The sequence below is a fragment of the Deltaproteobacteria bacterium genome, from assembly GCA_016178705.1.
In the GTDB taxonomy this organism is placed as follows: domain Bacteria; phylum Desulfobacterota; class Binatia; order HRBIN30; family JACQVA1; genus JACOST01.
In genome coordinates this window covers 246205-268434 of the sequence record JACOST010000031.1, presented here as the reverse complement: position 1 = coordinate 268434, position 22230 = coordinate 246205, and the positions used below count along the sequence as shown (strand labels likewise).

Below are 22230 nucleotides of genomic sequence, written 5' to 3'. Positions count from 1 at the left end.
AGCACGGGTTGTCGTGGAAGTGATGCCGTCTTCGTGATTGCCAACCCTTCCGCTCTAGACTGAGAATCTAATGAGTTTCATCAGTCAGACAGAAAGTTGAACATTGCGGATTCGGCCATGCTCATTCGGTGTTCCAGGTTGCCCCTATACTGGGCAGCCCCGTCCCGGAGGAGGCACTCAGGATCACCTGCGCACAGCGAGCCCCAGGGTGGTGTCGGTCTTGCTCGGCTCCCGGGAGAAGGAGGCTTGGACCATCGCGATTGCAACTGCTGGGAATAAGCGACGGGAGGAGGGAACGATGCCAAGGCATGAGGTAAGCGACCGATTGATTGAACGGAGCGTAGGCGCCTTTGAACGACAGACCACGGGAGTGTCGCCATCAAGAGTCCCGCACGCGGCGGAAGAGTTGGGCGCAACCCTGCTTCCACAGCTCAGACTTGTACTCTCGGCTGCCGAGCGCGCCGATCTCGAGCGCCTGGCACAACATCGTCCGACCGGATCTGCACGCCGAGCCGGTCTCATTCTGGCCCGGGCCGATGGCGAGACACTGAACGTCATCGCCCTCCGCTTTGATGTGCACCCGGACACGGTGCGGCGTTGGCTCGCGCGGTTCGATCAGCACGGCCTCGCCGGACTGCGCCATCGGGGCTCCGGCAAATCGCGCAATCTCGTCTTTGGCGCGCAGACCCGGGCGGAGATCCGCCATCGTGCGAACATCGATCCGACTCAGCTGGGCGAGGCATTCCCGGTGTGGTCGCTGTTCAAGCTGCGCGACCATCTCATCCGACACGGCGTGGTACGCACCATCAGCCACGAAACGCTGCGGCGAGTCTTGCTTACCGAACCATTATCGCGTCGCTACTGGCGCTTTCGCAGAAGCCGCGATGGCCGGGCATAGCCTCCCACCCGAACTCACTGCCCACCATCCACGTGTCGGTGAAGGAGCGTCCCCTTTCGACACGGTCGGCCTAGAGGCCTCCGTGCGCCAGCTGCCGACGCTCGCGTCGACGCGCCGCCGGCGGAGTGACCGTGTCCACGGAATGCCGCTCATCGGCTTGCTGCTAGACGCAATCCTGGCGGTGGCACTATGGGCGCTGCTCGGTTTCACCATCCGGATGCTGTGCATCGGTTGAGACGATCTCAAATGGGGCGGCCGCCGTTGGCGATGGCTTCGGGTCCGGCACGTTCCGGGGCGGACGATTTGTCGACTGACCATTGCAACCTGGCCAGGCAATTCGCCGTCAACGGCACGCCTATGGCCAACCCCGCACCGAGGCCATCGGGGTGAAACTCGGCGTGCGCGTTTTTTGTTTGACGAAATCCGACACTTTCTAGTATGGCTAATGGGACGTACTTGTCCCTATGATCCGTTGCAAGGCCATCCTCCCCGCTTGCGCCATCGCGCTGCTGTTCGCCGATTTGGCGATGGCCCAGATCTTCTTTGAGCCCGCTCCAACCATTCCAGTAGCTCGCCAGCCCGACTACTTTGCGGTCGCGGACTTCGACGGCGACGGCACCGCAGACTTGGCAATCAGTAGCGCGATAGACAAGACGGTCACGGTCTTGCTGGGTTCTCCGAGCGGCTTCCGGGTCGGCACCGCCCGCCAACTCGGCCAACTCCTGAAAGGTTTGGCGGCGGGCGACCTCAATCAGGACAGCCGACCCGATCTTGTGATCGCCGACGAGCGATCAAATGGAGTGTGGCTGCTGCTCGGCAACGGCGATGGCTCGTTTGGTACCCCTGCGCTAATCACCGTCGGGGGTGACCCGCACGGTGTGGCCATCGGCGATTTCGACGGCGCAAACGGTGCAGACCTTGCCATCACCGATTCGCACAACAACGTCGTCGTCGTACTCCTCAATCAAGGCGGGGGTAGCGGGACGTTCACGGCTGGCGGCACCTTTCCCGCCGGATCGAAGCCCGGACCGATTGTATCAACTCATCTCAACGCTGATGGCTTCCTCGATCTCGCAATATTGAGCGAACTCGGCAACGGCCCCCATACGGTGACGGTGCTTCTGGGAGGGGCCGGCGGCGTAGGGGCGAACTTCACTGCGCTGAGCGGCTTCGTAGTCGGTGCCGGTGCCGATGCGCTGGCGCTGGGAGATCTCAACAGTGACGGTAAGGCCGACCTGCTAACCGCGAACCCCTTCTCGCGTCGCAACGGCACGGATCTGAGTCTTCTGCGGGGCCGCGGGACGGGGTTTTTTGATTTCGGATCCTTCGCTGTGTGTCCGGCCGATCGCGATCCGGATCGGCCGGCGTGCTTTGCGCGCTCAGTCGCCGCCGCCGACTTTGATAGCGACGGTCTCGTTGACTTGGCCGCCGGCGTCACCAACGGGCGATCGGTTGGGCAAGGTGACGTCGTTCGCATCTTCGCCGGCACCGGATCCGGCACCTTCAGCGAAGGGCCCCTGTTCGCCACCGATCTGATTCCACAGACAATCGCCGCCGCGGACTTCACCGGCGACGGCCTTATTGACGTTGCGGTGGGATCGGTCGCATCTAATGCGGGGAGCACGCTGCAGCTACTGGTGAACCGCCCCGGCGCGGCAATCGAGATCGCGGCGCCCGTAGGCCAGTGGGGCAACATCGTCAACGTCGGCGTGACTCTCAAAGCTACGACCGCCTTGGTGGCGTCGGTACAGAACGAGATCACCTTCGACGTCACGACGCCGCTGTTGTCCTGCGCCGTCAATCCGGCGATCAACAAAGGCGACAGCAACTTCCAGTTTCTCCCCACCGGTTGCATCGTGGGCAGCACCTGTCAGGCGGTGCGAGTGGTCATCATTGGTCTCGGTAATCTCGATCCGATTCCGGATGGCTCGGTGTTGTACACATGCACCGCCACGATTCACAACGACGCAGTGCCGGGATTGCATCCGTTGGTGGCCGGCGCCGTCAACGTCAGCGACCCCGACGGTCAAATCCTACCGTCTCGCGCCGACGATGGTGCGATCGCGGTGGCCTGCACTGGCGATTGCGACTTCAGTGGTCAGCTCACGGTCGACGAGTTGATTAAGGGTGTCAACATCGCGCTCGGCAACGCGACGCTCGCCGGTTGCGTTGCCTTTGACATCAACGGCGACGGCCAGGTGACGATTGACGAGCTCATCGCGGCGGTCAACATAGCCCTCACCGGTTGCGTTGCCCCTGCCCCGACGGCGACCTTCACTCCATCCCCGACCGCGACACCGACACCCACCGCGACGGCATCCTTCACCAGCACGCCGACGGCTACGCCGACCGCGAGTCCGACGCCGACGCCAACTGCGACCCAAACACCTACATTTACTCCGACAGCCACCGACACCCCGACGGCCACTCCGACTACCACCACGACACCGACCAACACCTTCACAGCGACCCCAACCGATACCCCGACGGCCACCCCAACCTCCACAGACACGCCCACCGCGACACCGACCAATACGCCGACGGCCACGCCAACTCCGACCGAGACCCCCACGGCAACGCCAACGGATACACCGACCGCGACCCCGACTGACACACCTACGGCAACGCCAACCGCGACCCCGACCGCGACGCCAACGCCCACGGATACGCCGACGCAGACTCCCACTGACACGCCGACGCAAACACCCACGGCGACACCCACACCGACCGATACGCCGACGCAGACTCCGACGGACACAGCGACAACAACGCCCACGGAAACCCCAACCGCCACACCGACGCCGACCGATACGCCGACCGATACGCCGACCGATACGCCGACCGATACACCCACCGATACCCCGACTGCGACACCCACCGCGACGGATACGCCAACCGATACCCCGACTGCGACACCCACCGCGACGGATACGCCAACCGACACCCCGACCGCGACTCCGACTGAAACGCCTACGATGACGCCGACCGCCACCGACACGCCAACAGAGACGCCAACTCAAACACCGACCGACACCGGTACGGAGACGCCCACCGAAACACCCGTCCCGACTGACACGCCGACCAGCACGCCCACTGATACGGAAACTCCCACCGCCACCGAGACTGTGACCCTGGCACCGACCGACACACCAACGGAGACGCCGACCGAAACGCCGACCGAAACGCCGACGGAGACACCGACCGAGACGCCCACGCCATAGGTGCGTAGCCGCGCCGGCCGCAGTGATTTACGGCAGGGTGCGGCGGTTCACGGCAGAGTCCGGGGGTTCATGGCTTGAACACCCAGCTCACGGTCAGCACTGCCGCGACGATCGCTAGTAGAACGATCAGCCGATGAGTTGTGTCTTCGGCCAGCGGGCCAGCGTACTGCAACTGACTTTCATCGTCGTTTGCCGCGTCTCGTTCAGCTTCGCCCTCGAATTCCGCGCTCAACCCCACCGGATCGCCTTCGCTCCATTCGACGCCGACGAGATCTGCGCGATCGAGTGACTGTACGACCGCCACCGCCTCCTCCATACGGGAACCCGAAACATAAATCGCCACCGGCAAGGTGACCGCGAAGGGGCCCTGCGACACATCGGTCGGGCCGCACAGCTTCGTCTGCCCTTCACACTCGAGCAGACACGCTATCCCTTCCATGACGAGGGCGCGGACGACCAAGTCGGCACGCACACCTGGCAAGGTTGTCAGCAGGGTGTCGGGGGAATCGTAGACGATTGGCGATTTCCCCGCAGTCACGGCGGCGAGATCCGGCAACGCGCCAAGTTCCAATGGACCGCCGCAATCCGTACACGCGGCCACTCCGGCGATGAACTCGCTCCGGCACGCCGGACAGTGTTGCACGCCGCTGTCGAGCATCCGTCTCAGAGCGGCAGCCGCCGCAGCCGCAGAGCGTTGCCGATGACGCTGAGCGAACTGCAGCTCATCGCGGCGCTCGCGATCATCGGGCTGAGCAGCACGCCGAAGATCGGATACAAAACCCCGGCGGCCAGCGGAACTCCCAGCGCGTTGTAGGCGAAGGCGAAGAACAAATTCTGGCGAATGTTGCGCATCGTCGCGCGGCTCAGGCGACGCGCCTTGGCGATGCCACGCAGATCGCCCTTGATCAGGGTGACCCCCGCACTCGCCATCGCGACGTCAGTGCCCGTACCCATCGCGATGCCGACATGAGCTTGCGCCAATGCCGGGGCATCGTTGATGCCGTCGCCCGCCATCGCCACGATGTGACCGGCGGCTTGCGCGCGTTTCACGATCTCTGCCTTCTGCGCCGGTAACACCTCCGCCTCGACCTCGTCGATCCCAAGCTGGCGTGCCACTGCCTCCGCCGTGGTGCGGTTGTCGCCGCTGAGCATGACGATCCGCACGCCGTCGCCTTGCAACTGTCGAATCGCTTCCGGCGTCGACGCCTTCACCGGATCGGCTACGCCAAGCAGTCCCACCACTCGGTCATCAATGGCAACGAACATCGCTGTTTGTGCGCTGCGCTGGAGATCCTCCGCCAGTGACGCCAACGCACCGAGGTCAATCTGCAGTGCGGCAAACAGTTGCGCGTTGCCGAGCGCCACCCGATGGTTCTCCACCAGGCCCGTAACGCCTTGACCGGTCACACTACGAAAGTCCATCGCGTCTGCCAGCAGCAACTGGCGTTGCGCGGCGCCACCGACGATCGCCGACGCCAGGGGATGCTCGCTGTTGCGTTCGAGGCTCGCCGCCAGGTGTAGCAGCTCTCCCTCATCCCAACCGTTGACGGCAATCACCGACAACAGCTTTGGTCGTCCTTCGGTGAGCGTTCCCGTTTTGTCGACCACCAACGTGTCGACGCGCTCGAAGATTTCCAGCGCCTCCGCAGTCTTGATCAGCACGCCCGCGCGCGCGCCGCGCCCGGTAGCCACCATGATCGACATCGGCGTCGCCAACCCGAGAGCGCAGGGACAGGCGATGATCAAGACCGCTACCGCGTTCACTAACGCGTACGCCATTCGTGGGTCGGGCCCGATTGTGGCCCACACGATGAACGTGATCGCCGCGCTGATAACCACGGCCGGTACGAAGTAACCCGACACTGTATCAGCGAGCCGTTGGATCGGTGCGCGGCTGCGTTGCGCGTCGCCCACCATGCGCACGATCTGCGCCAGCAGTGTCTCGCCGCCGACCCGTTCCGCTCGCATGATGAATGCGCCGGTACTGTTGAGGGTCGCGCCAATCACACGATCGCCGGCACGCTTCTCCACTGGAATAGACTCGCCGGTGATCATCGACTCATCGATCGCGCTTACTCCTGACACCACCACCCCATCCACCGGGATCTTCTCGCCGGGCCGCACGCGCAGCTGATCGCCGACCAGCACGGCATCAATTGCAATGTCTTCTTCTGTCCCGTCGAAGCGCACGACTCGCGCGGTCTCCGGCGTCAAGGTGAGCAGCGCACGGATCGCACTATTGGTCTGACTGCGAGCACGCAGTTCGAGCACCTGCCCGAGCAATACCAGTGTGACGATCACCGCCGCCGACTCGAAGTAGACCGCAATCGTTCCGCCGTGCCCGCGGAACGCTGCCGGGAAAATATTCGGCGCGACCGTGGCGACGACGCTGAACGCGTAGGCCGTGCCGGTGCCGATCGCGATCAGAGTGAACATGTTCGGCCGGCGCGTCACAATCGAAGTCCACCCGCGCTCGAAGAACGGCCGCCCACCCCACAACACAACCGGCGTGGCGAGCAAAAGCTGTATCCATGTGAGTAGACGCGGTGACAATGTGTGCACAACCGGCAATGCAGGCACCATCTCCGACATGGCCAGGCAGAACACCGGCACCGCCAACACGACGCAGACCCAGAAGCGGCGCGTCATATCGGCGAGTTCGGGACTGGTTTCCTCGGCAGTGACGTCGATCGGCTCCAACGCCATGCCGCAATCGGGACAGGTGCCGGGACCCGTCTGCCGCACCTCCGGGTGCATCGGGCACGTGTACACGCCGCCCTGCCCTTCGCTCTTGGGCGTCGGCGGACTTGCCGGTACCGGGGCGAGGTACTTCGCCGGGTCCGAGCCAAACTTCTCTCGACACCTGGGATTGCAGAAGTAGTACGTCTGCCCAGCGTGCTCGTGCGTGCCGCCCTTGGGCGCCACGCGGTTCACCTTCATCCCACAGACGGGGTCTATGGCGACCGCATCGTCAGGCAGCGACGGCTTGTGCATGTGGGGATGAACCTATCATTCGGCCACGCTCGCGGGGAAGACTGTGGCCTGCTCCGTCATTCCATCCTCTACGTGGTGTGAGTATCTACGGGGGTGCACCGACCATCGGCGATGGTCTGACTCGCATCCGCGTACGCACTGTGATCCAGCGGCTGGACTTCTAGCCGGCCGGCGCGCGCTCGGCTTCCGCTCGCGGCTCACAGGCGCAGCGTTCTTCGCAGAAACACGACGGTTTGCGGAAGTGCGCGCTGCGATAGAGACGCAGCAGCTCATGCACCAGCCGCTCTGGGTTGCGCTCGTAGATCACGCGGGCGCCGGTGTCCTTGGCGCACGCGCGCAGAATGATGCTGGCGATGTCGGTGATGCCCTCGGTGCCCATCAGCACGCCAATGAGCTTGCCCTCATCGTAGGCGATCGCCAGCTCCCCCAGCGTTCCGCTGCGGCCACCAACGATCGCCACCATGTCGGACGAGCGGATGTTAACGACCTCGCGGCCCATCAGGCCGCTGCCGGTAAAGATGAGGAGGTCGTGGGAATCGGCCGGCGAGTGATACTTGTGGATGTGTTCATCCAAGCTGAGTGCGGGGGAGATGCCGATGACCAATCCGCCCGCGGCCTTCGCGCCCATCGCGGCTTCGAGCGGCAACCCTGGGCACGCACCGGTGATGGTGATACAGCCCGCGGCCGCGATCGTGTGGCCGAGGGTGTACGCCGCGCGCCGGTGTTCGGGGCGTAAGTCACCGGTCGCGGCGCCCATGACGCCGATCTTGAGGCGCATCGGCACGCCGTGATGCACGAACATGCCTGATTCAGCCGATTGCATGGATCAGCTCCTTGCGCGCTGCTTGGCTGGTCCGCAGCGCCGCCTTGGGGTTTTCACGGAATTTCAGCCGACTCGCTGCGGAGCAGAAGTAGTAGCATCGCCCTTGGTGGGTACGGATCAGCGCTCGGTCGGGCTCGATGCTCCGTCTCATCACATCAACTCGACCGTCTCCGCATCGAGCGCCACCCGCGCATTCCACCCCAGTTGCCCCTGCAGCGTTGCGGCCAGCGCTCGCGCCGCCTGCGGTTCACCGTGGACCACGTAGGTTTGCCGAGGAGGGCGACGAAACCCTCTGGCCCAGCGTAAGATCTCGTCACGATCCGCGTGAGCCGAGAAGCCATCGAGCGTCACAACCCGCGCGCGTACGGGGATGCTTTGACCATGAATGCGCACCGCCTGCGCACCTTCCTGTAGCGCGCGCCCACGCGTGCCGGCGGCTTGAAATCCCGGTAGCAACACGGTGGTGTGTTCATCCGGGAGCCTGAACTTCAGATGATGGATCACGCGCCCCCCGGTGGCCATGCCGCTGGCCGAGATGATGATCATCGGACCGCGCCGATCGTTGAGCGCCTTTGACTCCGCCCCCGTGCGCACAAGATGATACTGCTTACAGCACAGCGGACAGCGGTGTTGATCCATCAGCAGCTTCATATCGAGGCCGTGGTCCTCGGGATGCTGGCAATAGATGTCGGTGACGTTGATTGCCATCGGGCTGTCGACGAACACCGGCAGCGTGGGAATCGTGCCCGCTTCCTCGAGTTGGCGAATCGTCCAGATGAGCTCTTGCGCGCGACCGACCGCGAACGCAGGAACGATCAGCGCGCCGCTACGCGCAACCGCGTCACGAATGACGGCAGCCAGAGCGCCGGCGGGGTCGGGCGAATGGATCCGATCACCATAGGTCGACTCGACCAGAAGCACGTCGGCTTCACTGACCATATCGGGATCGCGCAGGATCGGCCGCTGCCATCGGCCGAGGTCACCCGAGAACACCACACGCAGCGGGCTGGGCCCATCGACTTGAAGCTCGACAGTCGCTGAGCCGAGGATGTGGCCCGCCCGGCGGAAGAGGCCGGTCACACCCGGGCTCACCCCGAACGCTTGACCATACGTGCGTGACTCCGTAAGTCGAAGCGCGGCTTCCGCATCCGCAGTTGTGTAGAGCGGCAAGGCCGGCTTGTGCTTGGAATACCCGTAGCGATTGGCGCGCTCGGCCTCTTCCTCCTGCAGATGCGCTGCGTCCAAGAGCAGGACCCGCACTAAGTCTTCGGTCCCCGGAGTGCAGTAGATCGGGCCGTGGAAACCGTGACGGACCAAGAGCGGCAGGTACCCCGAGTGATCGAGATGCGCGTGACTTAGCACCACCGCCGTAAGCCGAGACGGGTCCAACGGGGGCGCCTGCCAGTTGCGCAGGCGCAGCGCCTTCAAGCCTTGAAAGAGGCCGCAGTCGAGCAGGAGTTGGTGCCCATTCGCGGTGACCAGATGCTTCGATCCGGTAACGGTGCCGGCGCCACCGAGGAATTGAAGCGTCGATCGCTCAGGCATGATCGCTCTCAACTGAGTTCATTGCGCGCCTCCGTTTCCTTCACGGACGAGAAACCGCTCGCGCCGCAGAATGACGAAACGCGCGGTCAATCGCTCCGAATCGTAGTTTCGGACCAGACTCGAGAGATCGTCGGGTCCGCCGTAGTTCGCGTTCCCTCCCACCAGCGCCCACAAGCGCAACTCGCGGGTGATCTGATACCCGTCGAGGTGTGTCCAGAACTCCTGCCGTCCCCAGCCGCGTGTTGGAGCAAGCCGCACGTACGCATCAAAAGGAATACACGCGACGGCGAACTGCAGCGGGTCGAGCCCGAGTTCGACACACACCCGCGGGCCGTGTGTCAGCAGTGCATCTTCGATGGAAACACGCGCGAGTCGGTGCCGCTTCGCCAAACCGAGCGCGGTCAGCAGGCCGGTTCGAGCATCCGGAGCATCTTCTGGGAACGACTCGACCAAGAGCGTTTCGGGACCGAACCACGGGAGATAGCGCAACCCGGCAGAACTAATGAATGGATGCCCGATGAGCAGGTCGAGATTCTTCCGCAAACTGACCCTGACAGCCGGCGGACACGCATGGCCACATGTGCAGTCCGCTCCGCTGGCACGCGCTTCACTCAGTGGCTTCTCCGGTAGCGTGGCTCGTTCCACGCAGCAGCAGTTCAGGTAGTCGTTGAGATCTGAGACAGCTTCCAGCGTCTCCACGGCCAGTCCAAGGGTGCGAGCGGTGTCGATCGTCGATTGACCAAAGGCAGCCGCCAGGTCGTGCACGTGATTCACGCGCCGCGGCGCACACAGTCGTGCGGTGGGTGTGCCGCGCTCGCTTGGGACCGTGTCAGCCAAGCGCTTCACTCGGCCGAAGTCACCTGCCGAAATTGCCGCCAAGATCTGTTGCTGCAGACGCAAGAGGTCTACCGTCGGGCGTGGATCTTCGCTGCTGACGATCTTGCAGCGCTCGAAATGCGTGATGCGAGATTGGTAGAACGATGCCCACTGTGGATCGGCAGTAACGAGGGTCCGCAACTCGCCGATGACCACGTCGCGCGCCCGACTGACACTTGACTCCGGCTGCGCCACGACACCGCTGAGGGCAAGCGTCGTCGCGTCAGCGTGAATCAACCGTGGGCCATACACCGCCTCCGCAAGCGCAACGATCTCGCCGTTCATGGCGAGTCGTTCACGAATCTCCGCAGCCTTTTGCGCGAGCGTTCGAACCTTGGACCAGTCACTCTGCTCGGTTGCCTCCCGGAGTTCGCCGGTCAGTTGCGGCAAACCAATTCCTTCTTGGTGAAGCGCGCGGTATTGCTCCCTCGTACATACACTGGGGAGCACCGCCTCGGCACGACATAGGTATTGATCCGCGTACAACAGGTCGACGGCGCTCAGATTCACGAGCGCTCGCACGGCAGCGACCAGCTCAGCGTTCGCCGCCTCAGCGGTCGATGGATCTCGAGTCATGATGCTTGTATCCGTTGTTGCTTGGGCGTGTTGACAGGGCGGAGGTCAGTGTGGTTGCGAAGGCGGAGCAGCATATCGTTCCATCCGGGTCTCTTCATTGTTCCTGTCGTCATGTTCTTGCACCCCGGCGGCGAAGTGCTGCGTTGCGGAGAACACCAATTTCCTTGCCAGTAGCCGCCGCCCAACGTCACCACGTTCCGAGGGCCTTTGCCTCTCACTCTCGCGAAAACTCCGGAGTAGATTTCCAGACTATGCCGACGCAACGCGCCACCGCTCCGATCCATAACGAATCAGAATTGGCAAGACGCTTGCTCGTCCAAGTGAAGCATAGGAGGTGAGACGAATGGCGAACATCACGTGGAGTCGGTCGGTTAGATATGGTCTCGGGGCCTTGGGCCTCGCGGGCTTGCTCAGCGTTGGTCAAGCTGCCTGGGCGCAGGCAACCCCGGTGACTGACGACAACATCGTCGAGCGCATCACGACGATGAAAACCCCAGCAGAGCATCAAGCGATAGCCGCGTACTACCAGACCAAGGCGGCAGCGGCCTCGGCCGAAGTTGCGCGGCACGAAGCGATGGTGAAAGCCTACGGGGGCACTGGCATGAAGACGATGAACAGACACTGCGACCTTCTGTATCAGACGGCTCTCCAGGAAAAGACAGAGTACGAGAGTCTGGCGAAGGACCACGCCGACATGGCTGCGTCGGCAGCGAAGTAGTGGACGAACATCGGCCGCGGAAGAAGGCGGGAACCTCGACGAAGGAGGTTCTCGCCTTTGCCGAATAAAACGGACCAAGGGTGGACTAACTCAAACGTCGGATTTGCGCGCTCGGTCAATCCCGAACTGATGTCCACGACGGCGATGAGAGCACATCCCGGCAAGCTACCGCGCGTGTGCATGCCTCCCCCCCGACCCGTGCGACATTGCGTGGTCGCCACTGCTCCCCACGACCTTGATACCATCGGCGCGCAATTCAGCCTCCGTGGCGCGATCAGCCACGGTGCCGGGCGGGCTGTCGTACCAGCCTGGATCCCGGGTGTCGCTCACCAACTGCTCGCGCACTTTAAGGATCGTGAACATCCCGCCCATGGTGATGTAGTCGAACGGCCCGGCACCGCCCACCATCGGAATGGAATTCACCGGCACGCTCATACCCATCGTGGCCATGTCGGCCATGCCGCTCTCACCCATGCTCATGTACTCGGGCAGGAGGTGCCGGACCTTCTCGTCTAGATCACCGGGCTTAACGCCGATCATATTGGGAAACTGGTGCCCCATCTGGTTCATGACGTGGTGGGTCATGTGGCAGTGCAGAGCCCAATCCCCCACCGTGGCGATGAACTCGATCGTTCGCGTGCTGCCCACGTTCACAAGCACGGTCGTCTCCGGCCACTGAGCCGCCTCAGAGATCGGTCCGCCGTCGGTCTCCACGATCCGGAAGCGGTGGCCATGCAGATGAATCGGGTGATGACTCATCGGACTCAAATTCCCGATCCGAATCCGGACACGGTCGCCGGCCTTCGCCACCAACGGTTCCGTTCCGGGGAAGGCCCGCCCGTTCATGGTCAGTATGTTGAAGTCGGTCATCTCGTTCGGATTGGGTCGACGGGTGTCGACGTCGATGCGCCATTCATGCAGCATGATGACGAAGTCTCGATCGACTGGTGGATCCCGCCACTGGCGCGGGTGAATGACGAACGCGCCGGTCATGCCGAGACCGATCTGTGTCATTTCATCATGGTGCGAGTGATACATCAGCATCCCGTGTTGACGGAGTGTGAACTCGTACTTGAAGGTCTCGCCGGGTTGGATGACTCGTTGGCTGAGCCCGCCAACGCCGTCCATGCCGCTGGGGAGCAACACCCCGTGCCAGTGCACGGTGGTCGCGGCCGGCAAACGATTGGTTACGTAGATGCGCACGCGGTCACCTTCGACGGCTTCGATCACGGGACCGGGGACGGCACCGTTGTAGCCCCAGCATGTCGCCTTCAACCCCGGTGCGAACTCGTGCTCCGTCTCTTCAGCAATCAAATGGTACACCTTGACCCCGTTCACGATCTTCCACGGCAGCGCCCGCCCACTCGGCACGGTGACCGGCGTGTAATGCTCGCCAGGCATTCCGGGCTGAGGCGAGATCGCCGGTGCCTCGCCAGCCCCCGGCGTACTGCTTCCGATTCTATCAAGCGGCGGCGCGACTTCGCTGATGGCGCGCGCCTCCGTGATTGTTCCGAGCAGCAGCGCGCCGCCCGTCGCCGCGGCGCCCGCGATAATGAAATCCCGCCGCGCGATCCCCGTCGTCGTCGCCTTCATTGATCGACCTCCGTGTCCGTGTGGATGTGTGCACCGCCCTTCGCCGAGCCGTTGAACAGCGTTGCAGGAGGGACCTCAGCGTTGGCCATAGCGTTATCGAAACGCCCGCCAAGCGCCCGCTCCAGCTCCGTGCGGGTCACCCAGTAGTCCCGCTGCGCCTCAATGTAGTCGCGCCCAGTGTCGATCTCGCCCTGCTTCGCCTGCAACAGTTGCAGCGGCCCCAAGATCATCGCGTTGTACTGGAGTTGCGCCTGCCGCAGGATGTCACCTTGCAGCGGCAAGACCATTTGCCGGTAAAACTCAGCTCGGTCGCGCGCCGTCCGCATCCGGCTGTAGGCAGCGCGAACCTGCGAGCGAGCTTCGATCGCCAGCGCGATGTAGCGTTGCTGGCTTTGGCGAAGTACAGCACGGTCGCGCGGCACCGCGCCCTGCCCCCAATCGAAGATCGGCAGCACCCAGTGCAGACTCGGGCCAATCGAGAAGAAGGGATCGGGCTCGTGCTCGTAGTGGAAGCCCACACTGCCACCGGGCACAAGGCGCGAGATGCTCGTGAGCCCCAGTCGCTCTGCCGCCGCGATGATGTCCTGTCTTGCGGCAGCCATGTCGAGGCGCTGCGCGACCGCCTGAGACTCCAGGCCTTGAGCAGAGGGTTCACGTGCAGGCAGGTCCGGCAGTCCTCGCGCAAGGGTCCACGCGGTGTCGGAACCCCATAAACCCATCAAGACGTTCAGCCGCTCGTGGAGTTCAACCACGTCTTCGTCGGCGGTGGCGAGGTCCAGCCGGGCTTGGCTCGCCAGGCGCTCTTCCATGCGCAAGGCCAGCTCTGTGATGTTGCCCGCTACGCGCAAACGTCGCGACAGCTCAGCCGACGCTTCGGTGCTGTCGACGACGGCGCGACGCATCGCGAGCATCTGCTCCGCGCCCTGCAGCCGGTAGAACGCCGCTCTCACGTCGACGGCAAAGCTGACCACCACGCCGGCCACGCGCAACTTCGCCAACTCGAACGCCGCCCCTGCCACCCGCTTGCGCAGAGGGATCAGCAGCGCCTCTACAAAATCTTGCACCGCATCGAACTCTGCTGCCTGCCCCGAAAATCGTCGCTCGAAGCTCAGGATCGGGTTGCGAAGCAGGCCTGCTTGAACCAGATCGGCCTGGGCGATGCCCAGATCCTCGTAGGTTGCTTGCAAATTCCGATTGTTCAACAGTGCGATCTGGAGCGTCTCATCGACGCCCAGCTCGGTTTGCAGCATCTGTCGCACCGCCTCGGAGACGGCCGCGTCTTCCGCTGTGTTGCGGTTCCACTCAACGCGCTGATCAAGCCGCCCGGCCATCGCCTTCTGCACCTCGCTGAATCCGGCGTCCTTCGCGACTGCGGTGCAACCAGCGTTCACCAAAGCGAGGTAGACTCCGAACAATCCGACCCAAACAAATTGACGCTGGGTCATGGTGCCTTCAACGTGAGGTTCATGCCGCACTTTGGGCAGCGACCCGCTGTGGCCGAGGTGATCTCGGAGTGCATCGGACAGCTATAGGCGGGCTTTGCAGCACCGGGATTGTGGTGTCGCGTCGCGGCCGCGTCGTTTTCGTCGGGCGGAGCTGTCTTGCTCTCCACGCGAAGAGTCTCCGAGGCGGGCAAGGCAGGTGCTTCGGCAGCCTCGGGGCTAGCTGGGTGGTTTGGCGTCAGCGGCGCCACCTCTCTATGGGCGGTGCATCCGCCCAGCGCCACTAACAGGATTGTGTACGCCACGATTCGGTTCACGGCTTCGTCTCCGGGTCGTGCTGATGCGAAGGAGTTTCTTGCTCCCCGTGTGCATTGGCGGTCGAGAAACGGATCTGGGTCGCGGTCAGGCTGTCGCGTTCTCCGGTCACATCGACTACCACCCGGTTGCCTACCTCGGGCCTGGCGTCGGTCGGTTTACCGCTGGCGTCTTCGTAGCCAGTCCGGTCGTTCACCCTTATGGAGACCGTCGCTCCGTCGGGTGTGGCGACCATCAGCTCGGTGTGGTTCAAGCTGCGTATCTTGCCCATGATGTGCGTCTGGCCTTCGTGCGCCAGGGCCACGCTGCAACTGAGCAGCCCCGCCACCAACGTCATCAAGATTGTGGAACTCTTCATCCTCTTTCTCCTTCAGTGATGATGTGCTTGGACCTCTTCCCCGGAGAGGAATCGCTTGATGTCGTTTTCCTCTTCGATCTCGTGAACGCTCTTGGGATTCAGGTTCTTCATCTCGTCGATCTCTTCGGCGGTCAGTTTCGGGAGCCGCCGAATGAAGTGCACCAGCTTCCAACTGTCGAGATCACTCTTAGGGTCTTCAGCTCCCCACGCGGGCATGCCAGTAAAGCGAATGCCGTTGTGGATGATGTAGAAGAGTTCGCCATCCGAGAGAGACTGAGTGAGGGGCTCCCTCATGTCGGGGGCCTTGGGATAGAGACTGCGACCGATCGCCGTTTCACCACTACCGTTGTTGGCATGGCAGGTCGCGCAATGATCGGCGAAGTGCGCGCGGGCCTCGACGATGACTTCCGCGGCTTCCGGAATCGGATTCGCGCTAGTCCGCGCGCCGGCCGGAATTGCTAGCCGGCGCAAGTGGCGTGCAATGAATGCCTCCCCCGACCAGGGCTCAGCCCGAGCGCTGAAGCCGTGTCTCATCAGCAACCCAGCCGCCGCGGCCAAGGTCGTCATCGCGATCAGAGTGATCAGCAGCGCCGGCTCTGTGAACCTGTGCATTCAGCCTCCCTCCGCCCGTTCCAAAGCCGGCTTCACCTCCCAGCCCCACTTCCAGATCGCGTAGATCGCGGGGTACACGACCAGCTCCATCACGAACGACGTGAAGATGCCGCCGACCATCGGCGCCGCGATGCGCTTCATGACGTCGGCGCCGGTGCCGGTCGACCACATGATCGGCAACAGCCCCATGAACATCACGCCCACCGTCATGACCTTGGGCCGCAGCCGCTTGACAGCTCCGTGCACGATCGCCGCGCGCAGGTCGTCCCAACTGCGCAGCAGTCCCTTGGCCTTCGCCTCGTCGTACGCGAGCTCAAGGTAGAGCAGCATGAACACACCGGTCTCGGCGTCGACGCCCATCAACGCGATCAAACCAACCCAGACCGCAATGCTCAGGTTGTAGCCCAGCAGGTAGAGGAACCAGATCGCACCAACGGCCGAAAATGGCACCGCTAGGAGAATAATGAGCGTCTTCACCCACGACCCAGTGTTCAGGTGTAACAGCAGAACAATGATGAAGAGCGTGATCGGAACGACGGTCGCGAGGCGCTCCCGCACTCGCACCATGTTTTCATACTGACCACTCCATACCAGCGAGTAACCGGTCGGCAGTTGCACGCGCTCGCGCACGGCTTGCTTCGCATCCTCGACGTAGCTGCCGATGTCACGGCCGGCCATGTCGACGTAGACATAGCCGGACAGCAGACCGTTCTCGTTGCGGATCATTCCCGGTCCCTCGGCCAACCGGATGTCAGCCAACTGCGTCAGTGGGATCTGCGCGCCGTCCATCGTCGGCACCAGCACGCGGCCGAGGCTTTCGAGGTCATCACGGTAGGCGCGTTCATAGCGCACGCTGACAGGATAGCGCTCGCGACCCTCGATGGTCCGCGTGACATTCTCGCCACCGACGGCAGACATGATCACGTCTTGCACCGCAGCGACGCTGAGCCCGTAGCGCGCGAGCTCTTCGCGGCGCAGGTCGAAGTCGAGGAAAAATCCACCCGCCGTCCGTTCGGCGAATACGCTGGTGGTGCCGGGGACGCCCTTCATAGCTTGTTCGATCTGCTCGCCCAGGCGCTGAATGGTCTTGACGTCGGCGCCCAAGACCTTGATGCCGATGGGCGTGCGGACACCGGTCGACAGCATGTCGATTCGGTTCTTGATCGGCATCGTCCACGCATTGGTCCAGCCGGGAAACTGCAGCGCCTCGTTCAGCCCGCCCGGCCCATACACCAATTCTTGCCACCCGACGTGATCGGCCCAGACATGACGCAAGACTGCCTTCAACCAGTCGGGCGCCCACGATGAGTACCAGCGCGGCTGCTCGCGCCACTGATCTTCGGGCTTCAAGAGCACGGTGGTTTCCACCATCGAGAACGGCGCGGGATCGGTAGACGTATCAGCCCGGCCGATCTTGCCGAACACTCGTTCGACCTCGGGGAAAGTCCCCAGCACGCGATCCTGAACTTGCAGCATACGGGCCGCTTCGGTGATCGAGATGCCCGGCAACGTGGTCGGCATATACAACAGCGCCCCCTCGTTGAGCGGCGGCATGAATTCCGACCCGAGCCGCTGGTACGCCGGAATCGTCGCCACAATGACGAGCGCAGCGGCCGCCACCACAAGCCACCGACGGCGCAGCGCGAACTCGACCACCGGGTGATAGAGCCGCATCAGCGGCCGGCTGATCGGGTGGTTGTCTTCACTGTGGATCTTGCCGACCAACACCGCATTGGCCACGCGCGCCAGCCAACGCGGGCGGAAATCGAAATTGCGCATGTGAGTGAACAGCAGCCGCAGAGCGGGATCGAGTGTGATCGCCAGTACGGCGGCGATGATCATCGAGAAGTTCTTGGTGAACGCGAGCGGTTTGAACAACCGCCCCTCCTGCGCTTCGAGCGCGAACACCGGCATAAACGACACCGCGATCACCAGCAGCGAGAAGAAGCTCGGGCCGCCGACTTCCTTCACCGCATTGATGATCACTTGCTGATAGTCGCCGTGGCGCCCGTCCGCCTCCCACAGCTCCAACTTCTTATGGGTCTGCTCGACGACGACGATGGACGCGTCAACCATCGCGCCGATGGCCACGGCGATACCGCCGAGCGACATGATGTTGGCGGTGATGTGCATCTGGTACATCGGGATGAACGAGATGATGACGGCGATCGGGATGGTGAAGATCGGGATGATCGCGCTCGGGATGTGCCAGAGGAAGATCAGGATGACGATGCTGACGATCACCAGTTCCTCGGTCAGCGTGCGCTTGAGCGTGTCGATGGAGCGGTTGATCAGCTCGGCCCGGTCGTAGGTGGTCACCAGCTTCACCCCGGCGGGCAGCCCCGGTTCGATCTCTTTCAGCTTCGCTTTGACGCGGTCGATGACGTGCAGCGCATTCTCGCCGTAGCGCATGATGACAATGCCGCCGACCACGTCGCCGTTCCCATCCAGGTCGGCGACACCCCGCCGAATGTCCGGGCCTAACTCGACGTGGCCGATGTCCTTGATGAGCACCGGCGTTCCGCTGCGCTCGTCGTTACCCACGACGATCTGCTCGAGATCTTTCGTCGAGCGCGCGTAGCCCCGCCCACGCACCATGTACTCGCGCCCGCTCAGCTCAACCAGCCGGCCACCGACATCGTTGTTGCCCTGGCGGATGGCCTCGACGACCTTCTCCAGCGGCAGCTTGTATGCGAGCAGCGCGTTGGGATCGACGTTGACCTGATACTGGCGGACGAAGCCGCCGATCGGCGCGACTTCCGCGACACCGGGTACGCTCTGCAAGTAGTAGCGCAGGTACCAGTCCTGAAAGCTGCGCAGCTCGGCGAGGTCATGCTTGCCGGTGGGATCGACGAGGGCGTACTGGAAGACCCAGCCGAGACCGGTGGCGTCGGGCCCGAGCTCCGTCTGCACACCCTCGGGCAGCTTGGGGAGAATCTTGCTGAGATACTCGAGCGTGCGCGAGCGCGCCCAGTACACATCCGTGCCGTCCTCGAAGATGATGTACACGTAGGAGTAGCCGAAGTCGGAGAAGCCGCGGATGGCTTGCACCTTTGGGGCGCCGAGCAGCGCGGTGACGATGGGATACGTCACCTGATCCTCGATGACGTCCGGACTGCGATCCCAGCGCGAGTAGATGATCACCTGCGTGTCGGACAGATCCGGGATCGCGTCAAGCGGCAGGTTCTGCATCGACCACAGGCCGGCCGCCACCGCTGCGGCGACGAAGAGAAACACGGTGAAACGATTGTGCGCGCAGTAGTCGATGACTCGATTGATGAGAGTTGAACGCTCCGCTCCGCCGCCACTACTGGCCATGTTGATGCTCCGACATCGCGTTGAGTGCGGACTTGAGGCGGCTCTCGGAGTCGACCATGAAATTCGCGGCGACCACTACCTGTTCGCCCTCATGCACACCATCGAGCACTTCGACGTAGCCTTCTGCCCGTTGGCCAAGCCGTACCGGGCGAGGCTCGAAGTGGCCTTCGCCGCTGGCCTCAAACACGATCTGCTCGCTGCCCGAGTCGATCACCGCGTCCTCCGGCACCGCCAGCCGATCGGCCAACGGCACACGAATCTCCGCCGTTGCATACATCTCGGGTTTGAGTCGCCCGTCGACGTTGTCGAGTTCGACGCGGACCTTGTTGGTGCGCGTTTTCTCGTCGAGGTACGGGGAGATGTAGCTCACCGTGCCCGAGAGCTTCTCGCCCGGGAAGTAGCTCAGCGTCAGCGTCACGGGTTCGCCGACCCGTACCAACGCAATTTCGTACTGGTAGACGTCGAGCAGCACCCACACTCGCCCCAGGTCGGTCACCGTGTATAACTCCATGCCGGGCATGACGTAGCGCCCTTCGAAAACGTCCTTCATGGTGACGTAGCCGCTGATCGGCGAATGCAACGTGACCGACCGGCTCGGCTGGCCGCTCTCTTCCAACGCCTTGATCTGTTGCGGCGTAATGTCCCACAGCAGCAGCCTGCGCCTGGTCGCTTCGAGCAAGGTCTTCGCGCTATCAACCGCTTGCGGAAACGGGCTGTGGTGCAGCTCCTCATGGCCGCGCAGCGCGAGCAGATACTCCGCCTGCGTGGAAACCAGATCGGGGCTGTAGATCGCCACGATCGGTTCGTTGCGCGCGACCGCTTGTCCGGTGAAGTTCACGTAGAGCTTCTCTATCCAGCCGGCGACCTTGCTCTGAATTTTGCGCACGCGCGTTTCGTCGGCGGTGACAAGCCCGACGGTGCGGATGTCCTTGGTCAGCGTGCGGCGCTCCACCGTTGCGGTACGCACGCCGGTGAGTTGCTGGCGAGCGGAGGAGATGTGAATGCCGCCCGGCGCCGCGTCGACTGTACCGCCCTCGTCGGCGTACATTGGCACTAGGTCCATGCCGCATTGATCAGGTGACGGCCCGGGCTTGTCGGAGCGGACATGTGGATGCATCGGATCGTACCAATACAGGATCGTTTGCTCCGGGCGCTCGGCCGTCGCTGCAGCGTGTTGGTGCTCGCTTGGCATTGGCGGGGTGGACTGATTGCACCCCACGACCACACTCGTCACCAGCAGCAGGATTGCCTTCGAGAACATCGTGCCGCGAGTCATAGGGCCACCTCGCTGAGCGGCTCGCCAATCGTGGCTTCGAGTTCGGCGATCGCCTTCTGAAAGTTCGCCAGCTCTTCGTGGTAGCGCATCTCGTACTCCAGCATGACGGTGAAACTGTTGAGCAGGGTGAGAAAGTCGACTTTGCCCACCGCGTACGCCTGCGTCGCGGAATCCAGCGCGAGGCGGGCCTGCGGGATTACGGTGGTATGGTAGAGCGCGATGAGCCGCTCGGACGCGTGCGCGCGGAGGAACAAATCCTTGACACGGAAGTCGAGACTACGCAGCGCCGCGTCGCGCATACTGCGCGCTTCCGAGAGCGTAGCTGCGGCCTCGGTCACGCCGTTGCGCTGCTTGGTCGCAAAGTACAACGGCAGCTTGATGCCGACTCCGACTTCCCATTCGGGCAGCAGCGCCGCCTTCTGCATGTATTCGGCGCGCAGGACGAAATCGGGTAGATACTCGCGGTGCGCGAGCGCCACCGCCGCTTCCCCGCCGGCGAGGCGAAACTCGGCCATCTTCAAATCAGGCGCGTGCGCGTGCGCCGCGTCGGTGAGTTGATCCAGTGACAGTGTCAGCGACTTCACCGTCGGGTGCTCGGCCACACCCAGCGGCTCCCAGGGCGCGCGATCGAGCAGCGCATTGAGCTGCGCCGTCTCACTCTGGCGGCGTTGATCGAGCGTCGTCTCGCGATCGAGCAGCAACGACGACTCGACTTGCGCTTTCAAGACATCCTGTTGGATGCCTTCACCGACAGCGTATTTCGACTCCGCCGTGCGCGCGAACTGCTCCAGTAGCGTCTTGTTGCGATCGAGCAGATGCAACAACTCCTGCAGGTGCGCGTACTCCGCATACGCAACCTTCAGACGGCTGACGACATCGAGTTCCACGCGCCGGAAGGATTCCTGTGCCTCGTCCGCGCTGCGACTGGCGATGTCACGCCGCAGGCCGAGCTTGCCCGGAAAGGGGACCTCCTGGCTGGCGCCGAAGCGCAGGAATGTGAAATCGCTGCTGCCTAACGGAAAGCCGTCGAAGCCCTCGTTGTGGTAGCCGATGTCGGCCATGGGATCCGGCAGGGCCCCGGCTTGCGCCGGCCGCGCAAGGGCGGCGCGCCAATGGCTTTCGGCCGAGCGGATCTCAGGATTGTGCGTCCGCGCGTATGCGATCAATGTCTCCAACGTGAGCGGATCGCCCAACGGTTCGTCACCCCAGCAGTAGGGCGCAACCCACATCGTGACCGTGCCCACGAAGATCACGACGGTTCGTATGCGACGCATAGCTCCTCCTTCCGCCTCCCGCCGCGCGTCGCGGGCACGGGAGTACCTCCACTAGACGGAAACCAAACGGTTGCCGGCTAGCGGATCAAAGGAGCAATGCGGTGTGATGAGTGAGAAGCGAACCGGGCGGTGACTCGCCGCGGTTGAGGTAGAAAAGATTGCGGGCCGAAGACGCCGGGCGAGACGCTTCAACGTGTAGATAGGTCGTAATCGGCAGGGCCTTGAGCGATGTGTCGCTGGGTTGAGAGCGACCGGTCACAACGACTTGCGTTGATTGGCCGGCCTGACGCTGACAGCAATCGGCCGCGCTCAGCGAGCTGCGCTCACGGCAGCACGGATGCGACGCCCGCTGCGGCATCAGCTTGCTACACGCAAGCACACCGCGAGGGCA

General features: G+C 63.3%; 16 protein-coding genes. 4 read left to right on the top strand and 12 right to left on the bottom strand.

Going from position 1 to position 22230, the window contains the following annotated elements:
* Positions 1 to 208 precede the first annotated feature (208 nt).
* From HYR72_24350 to HYR72_24340, 3 genes are all read left to right on the top strand, one after another.
* Complete coding sequence (locus HYR72_24350) at positions 209 to 898, top strand: helix-turn-helix domain containing protein (protein ID MBI1818124.1); 690 nt, start codon at positions 209 to 211, stop codon at positions 896 to 898.
* An 82-nt stretch (positions 899 to 980) separates the two neighbouring features.
* The gene (locus HYR72_24345; GenBank protein ID MBI1818123.1) at positions 981 to 1133 is read left to right on the top strand and encodes a hypothetical protein; all 153 of its coding nucleotides are present in this window, start codon (positions 981 to 983) and stop codon (positions 1131 to 1133) included.
* A 229-nt stretch (positions 1134 to 1362) separates the two neighbouring features.
* Positions 1363 to 4119, top strand: a complete 2757-nt coding sequence (locus HYR72_24340; protein MBI1818122.1) for a VCBS repeat-containing protein — start codon at positions 1363 to 1365, stop codon at positions 4117 to 4119.
* 67 nt (positions 4120 to 4186) lie between these two features.
* Here HYR72_24340 and HYR72_24335 read toward each other — a convergent pair whose 3' ends face one another.
* The 5 genes from HYR72_24335 to HYR72_24315 all read right to left on the bottom strand — a co-directional run bounded on the left by HYR72_24335 (position 4187) and on the right by HYR72_24315 (position 10933).
* Positions 4187 to 4777 carry a hypothetical protein gene (locus HYR72_24335; GenBank protein ID MBI1818121.1) on the bottom strand — a complete coding sequence of 197 codons (591 nt, stop codon included), beginning with the start codon at positions 4775 to 4777 and terminating at the stop codon, positions 4187 to 4189.
* A gap of 5 nt (positions 4778 to 4782) precedes the next feature.
* Complete coding sequence (locus HYR72_24330) at positions 4783 to 7113, bottom strand: heavy metal translocating P-type ATPase (protein MBI1818120.1); 2331 nt, start codon at positions 7111 to 7113, stop codon at positions 4783 to 4785.
* A gap of 160 nt (positions 7114 to 7273) precedes the next feature.
* Positions 7274 to 7891 carry an LOG family protein gene (locus tag HYR72_24325; GenBank protein MBI1818119.1) on the bottom strand — a complete coding sequence of 206 codons (618 nt, stop codon included), beginning with the start codon at positions 7889 to 7891 and terminating at the stop codon, positions 7274 to 7276.
* Positions 7892 to 8086: 195 nt separating this feature from the next.
* Positions 8087 to 9481 (bottom strand): MBL fold metallo-hydrolase, encoded by a 1395-nt coding sequence (locus HYR72_24320; protein ID MBI1818118.1) that lies wholly within the window; start codon positions 9479 to 9481, stop codon positions 8087 to 8089.
* An 18-nt stretch (positions 9482 to 9499) separates the two neighbouring features.
* Positions 9500 to 10933, bottom strand: coding sequence for a hypothetical protein (locus HYR72_24315; protein MBI1818117.1), 1434 nt, complete (start codon positions 10931 to 10933; stop codon positions 9500 to 9502).
* Positions 10934 to 11276: 343 nt separating this feature from the next.
* Here HYR72_24315 and HYR72_24310 point away from each other — a divergent pair, with 343 nt between their 5' ends.
* Positions 11277 to 11651, top strand: coding sequence for a hypothetical protein (locus tag HYR72_24310; protein MBI1818116.1), 375 nt, complete (start codon positions 11277 to 11279; stop codon positions 11649 to 11651).
* 165 nt (positions 11652 to 11816) lie between these two features.
* Here the strand turns inward: HYR72_24310 and HYR72_24305 are convergent, their stop codons facing one another.
* The 7 genes from HYR72_24305 to HYR72_24275 form a co-directional block, all read right to left on the bottom strand.
* On the bottom strand, positions 11817 to 13244 hold the full coding sequence (locus HYR72_24305) for a copper oxidase (GenBank protein ID MBI1818115.1): 1428 nt from the start codon (positions 13242 to 13244) through the stop codon (positions 11817 to 11819).
* On the bottom strand, positions 13241 to 14635 hold the full coding sequence (locus HYR72_24300; protein ID MBI1818114.1) for a TolC family protein: 1395 nt from the start codon (positions 14633 to 14635) through the stop codon (positions 13241 to 13243). Before HYR72_24300 ends, HYR72_24305 begins: the two co-directional genes overlap by 4 nt.
* Before the next feature lie 364 nt (positions 14636 to 14999).
* On the bottom strand, positions 15000 to 15359 hold the full coding sequence (locus HYR72_24295) for a hypothetical protein (GenBank protein ID MBI1818113.1): 360 nt from the start codon (positions 15357 to 15359) through the stop codon (positions 15000 to 15002).
* 12 nt (positions 15360 to 15371) lie between these two features.
* Positions 15372 to 15971, bottom strand: coding sequence for a c-type cytochrome (locus HYR72_24290; GenBank protein ID MBI1818112.1), 600 nt, complete (start codon positions 15969 to 15971; stop codon positions 15372 to 15374).
* Positions 15972 to 19289, bottom strand: coding sequence for an efflux RND transporter permease subunit (locus HYR72_24285; protein MBI1818111.1), 3318 nt, complete (start codon positions 19287 to 19289; stop codon positions 15972 to 15974).
* Positions 19279 to 20565 carry an efflux RND transporter periplasmic adaptor subunit gene (locus HYR72_24280; GenBank protein MBI1818110.1) on the bottom strand — a complete coding sequence of 429 codons (1287 nt, stop codon included), beginning with the start codon at positions 20563 to 20565 and terminating at the stop codon, positions 19279 to 19281. The genes HYR72_24285 and HYR72_24280 overlap by 11 nt, the downstream gene beginning before the upstream one ends.
* Positions 20562 to 21839, bottom strand: coding sequence for a TolC family protein (locus tag HYR72_24275; protein MBI1818109.1), 1278 nt, complete (start codon positions 21837 to 21839; stop codon positions 20562 to 20564). Before HYR72_24275 ends, HYR72_24280 begins: the two co-directional genes overlap by 4 nt.
* Between the last annotated feature and the right edge of the window lie 391 nt (positions 21840 to 22230).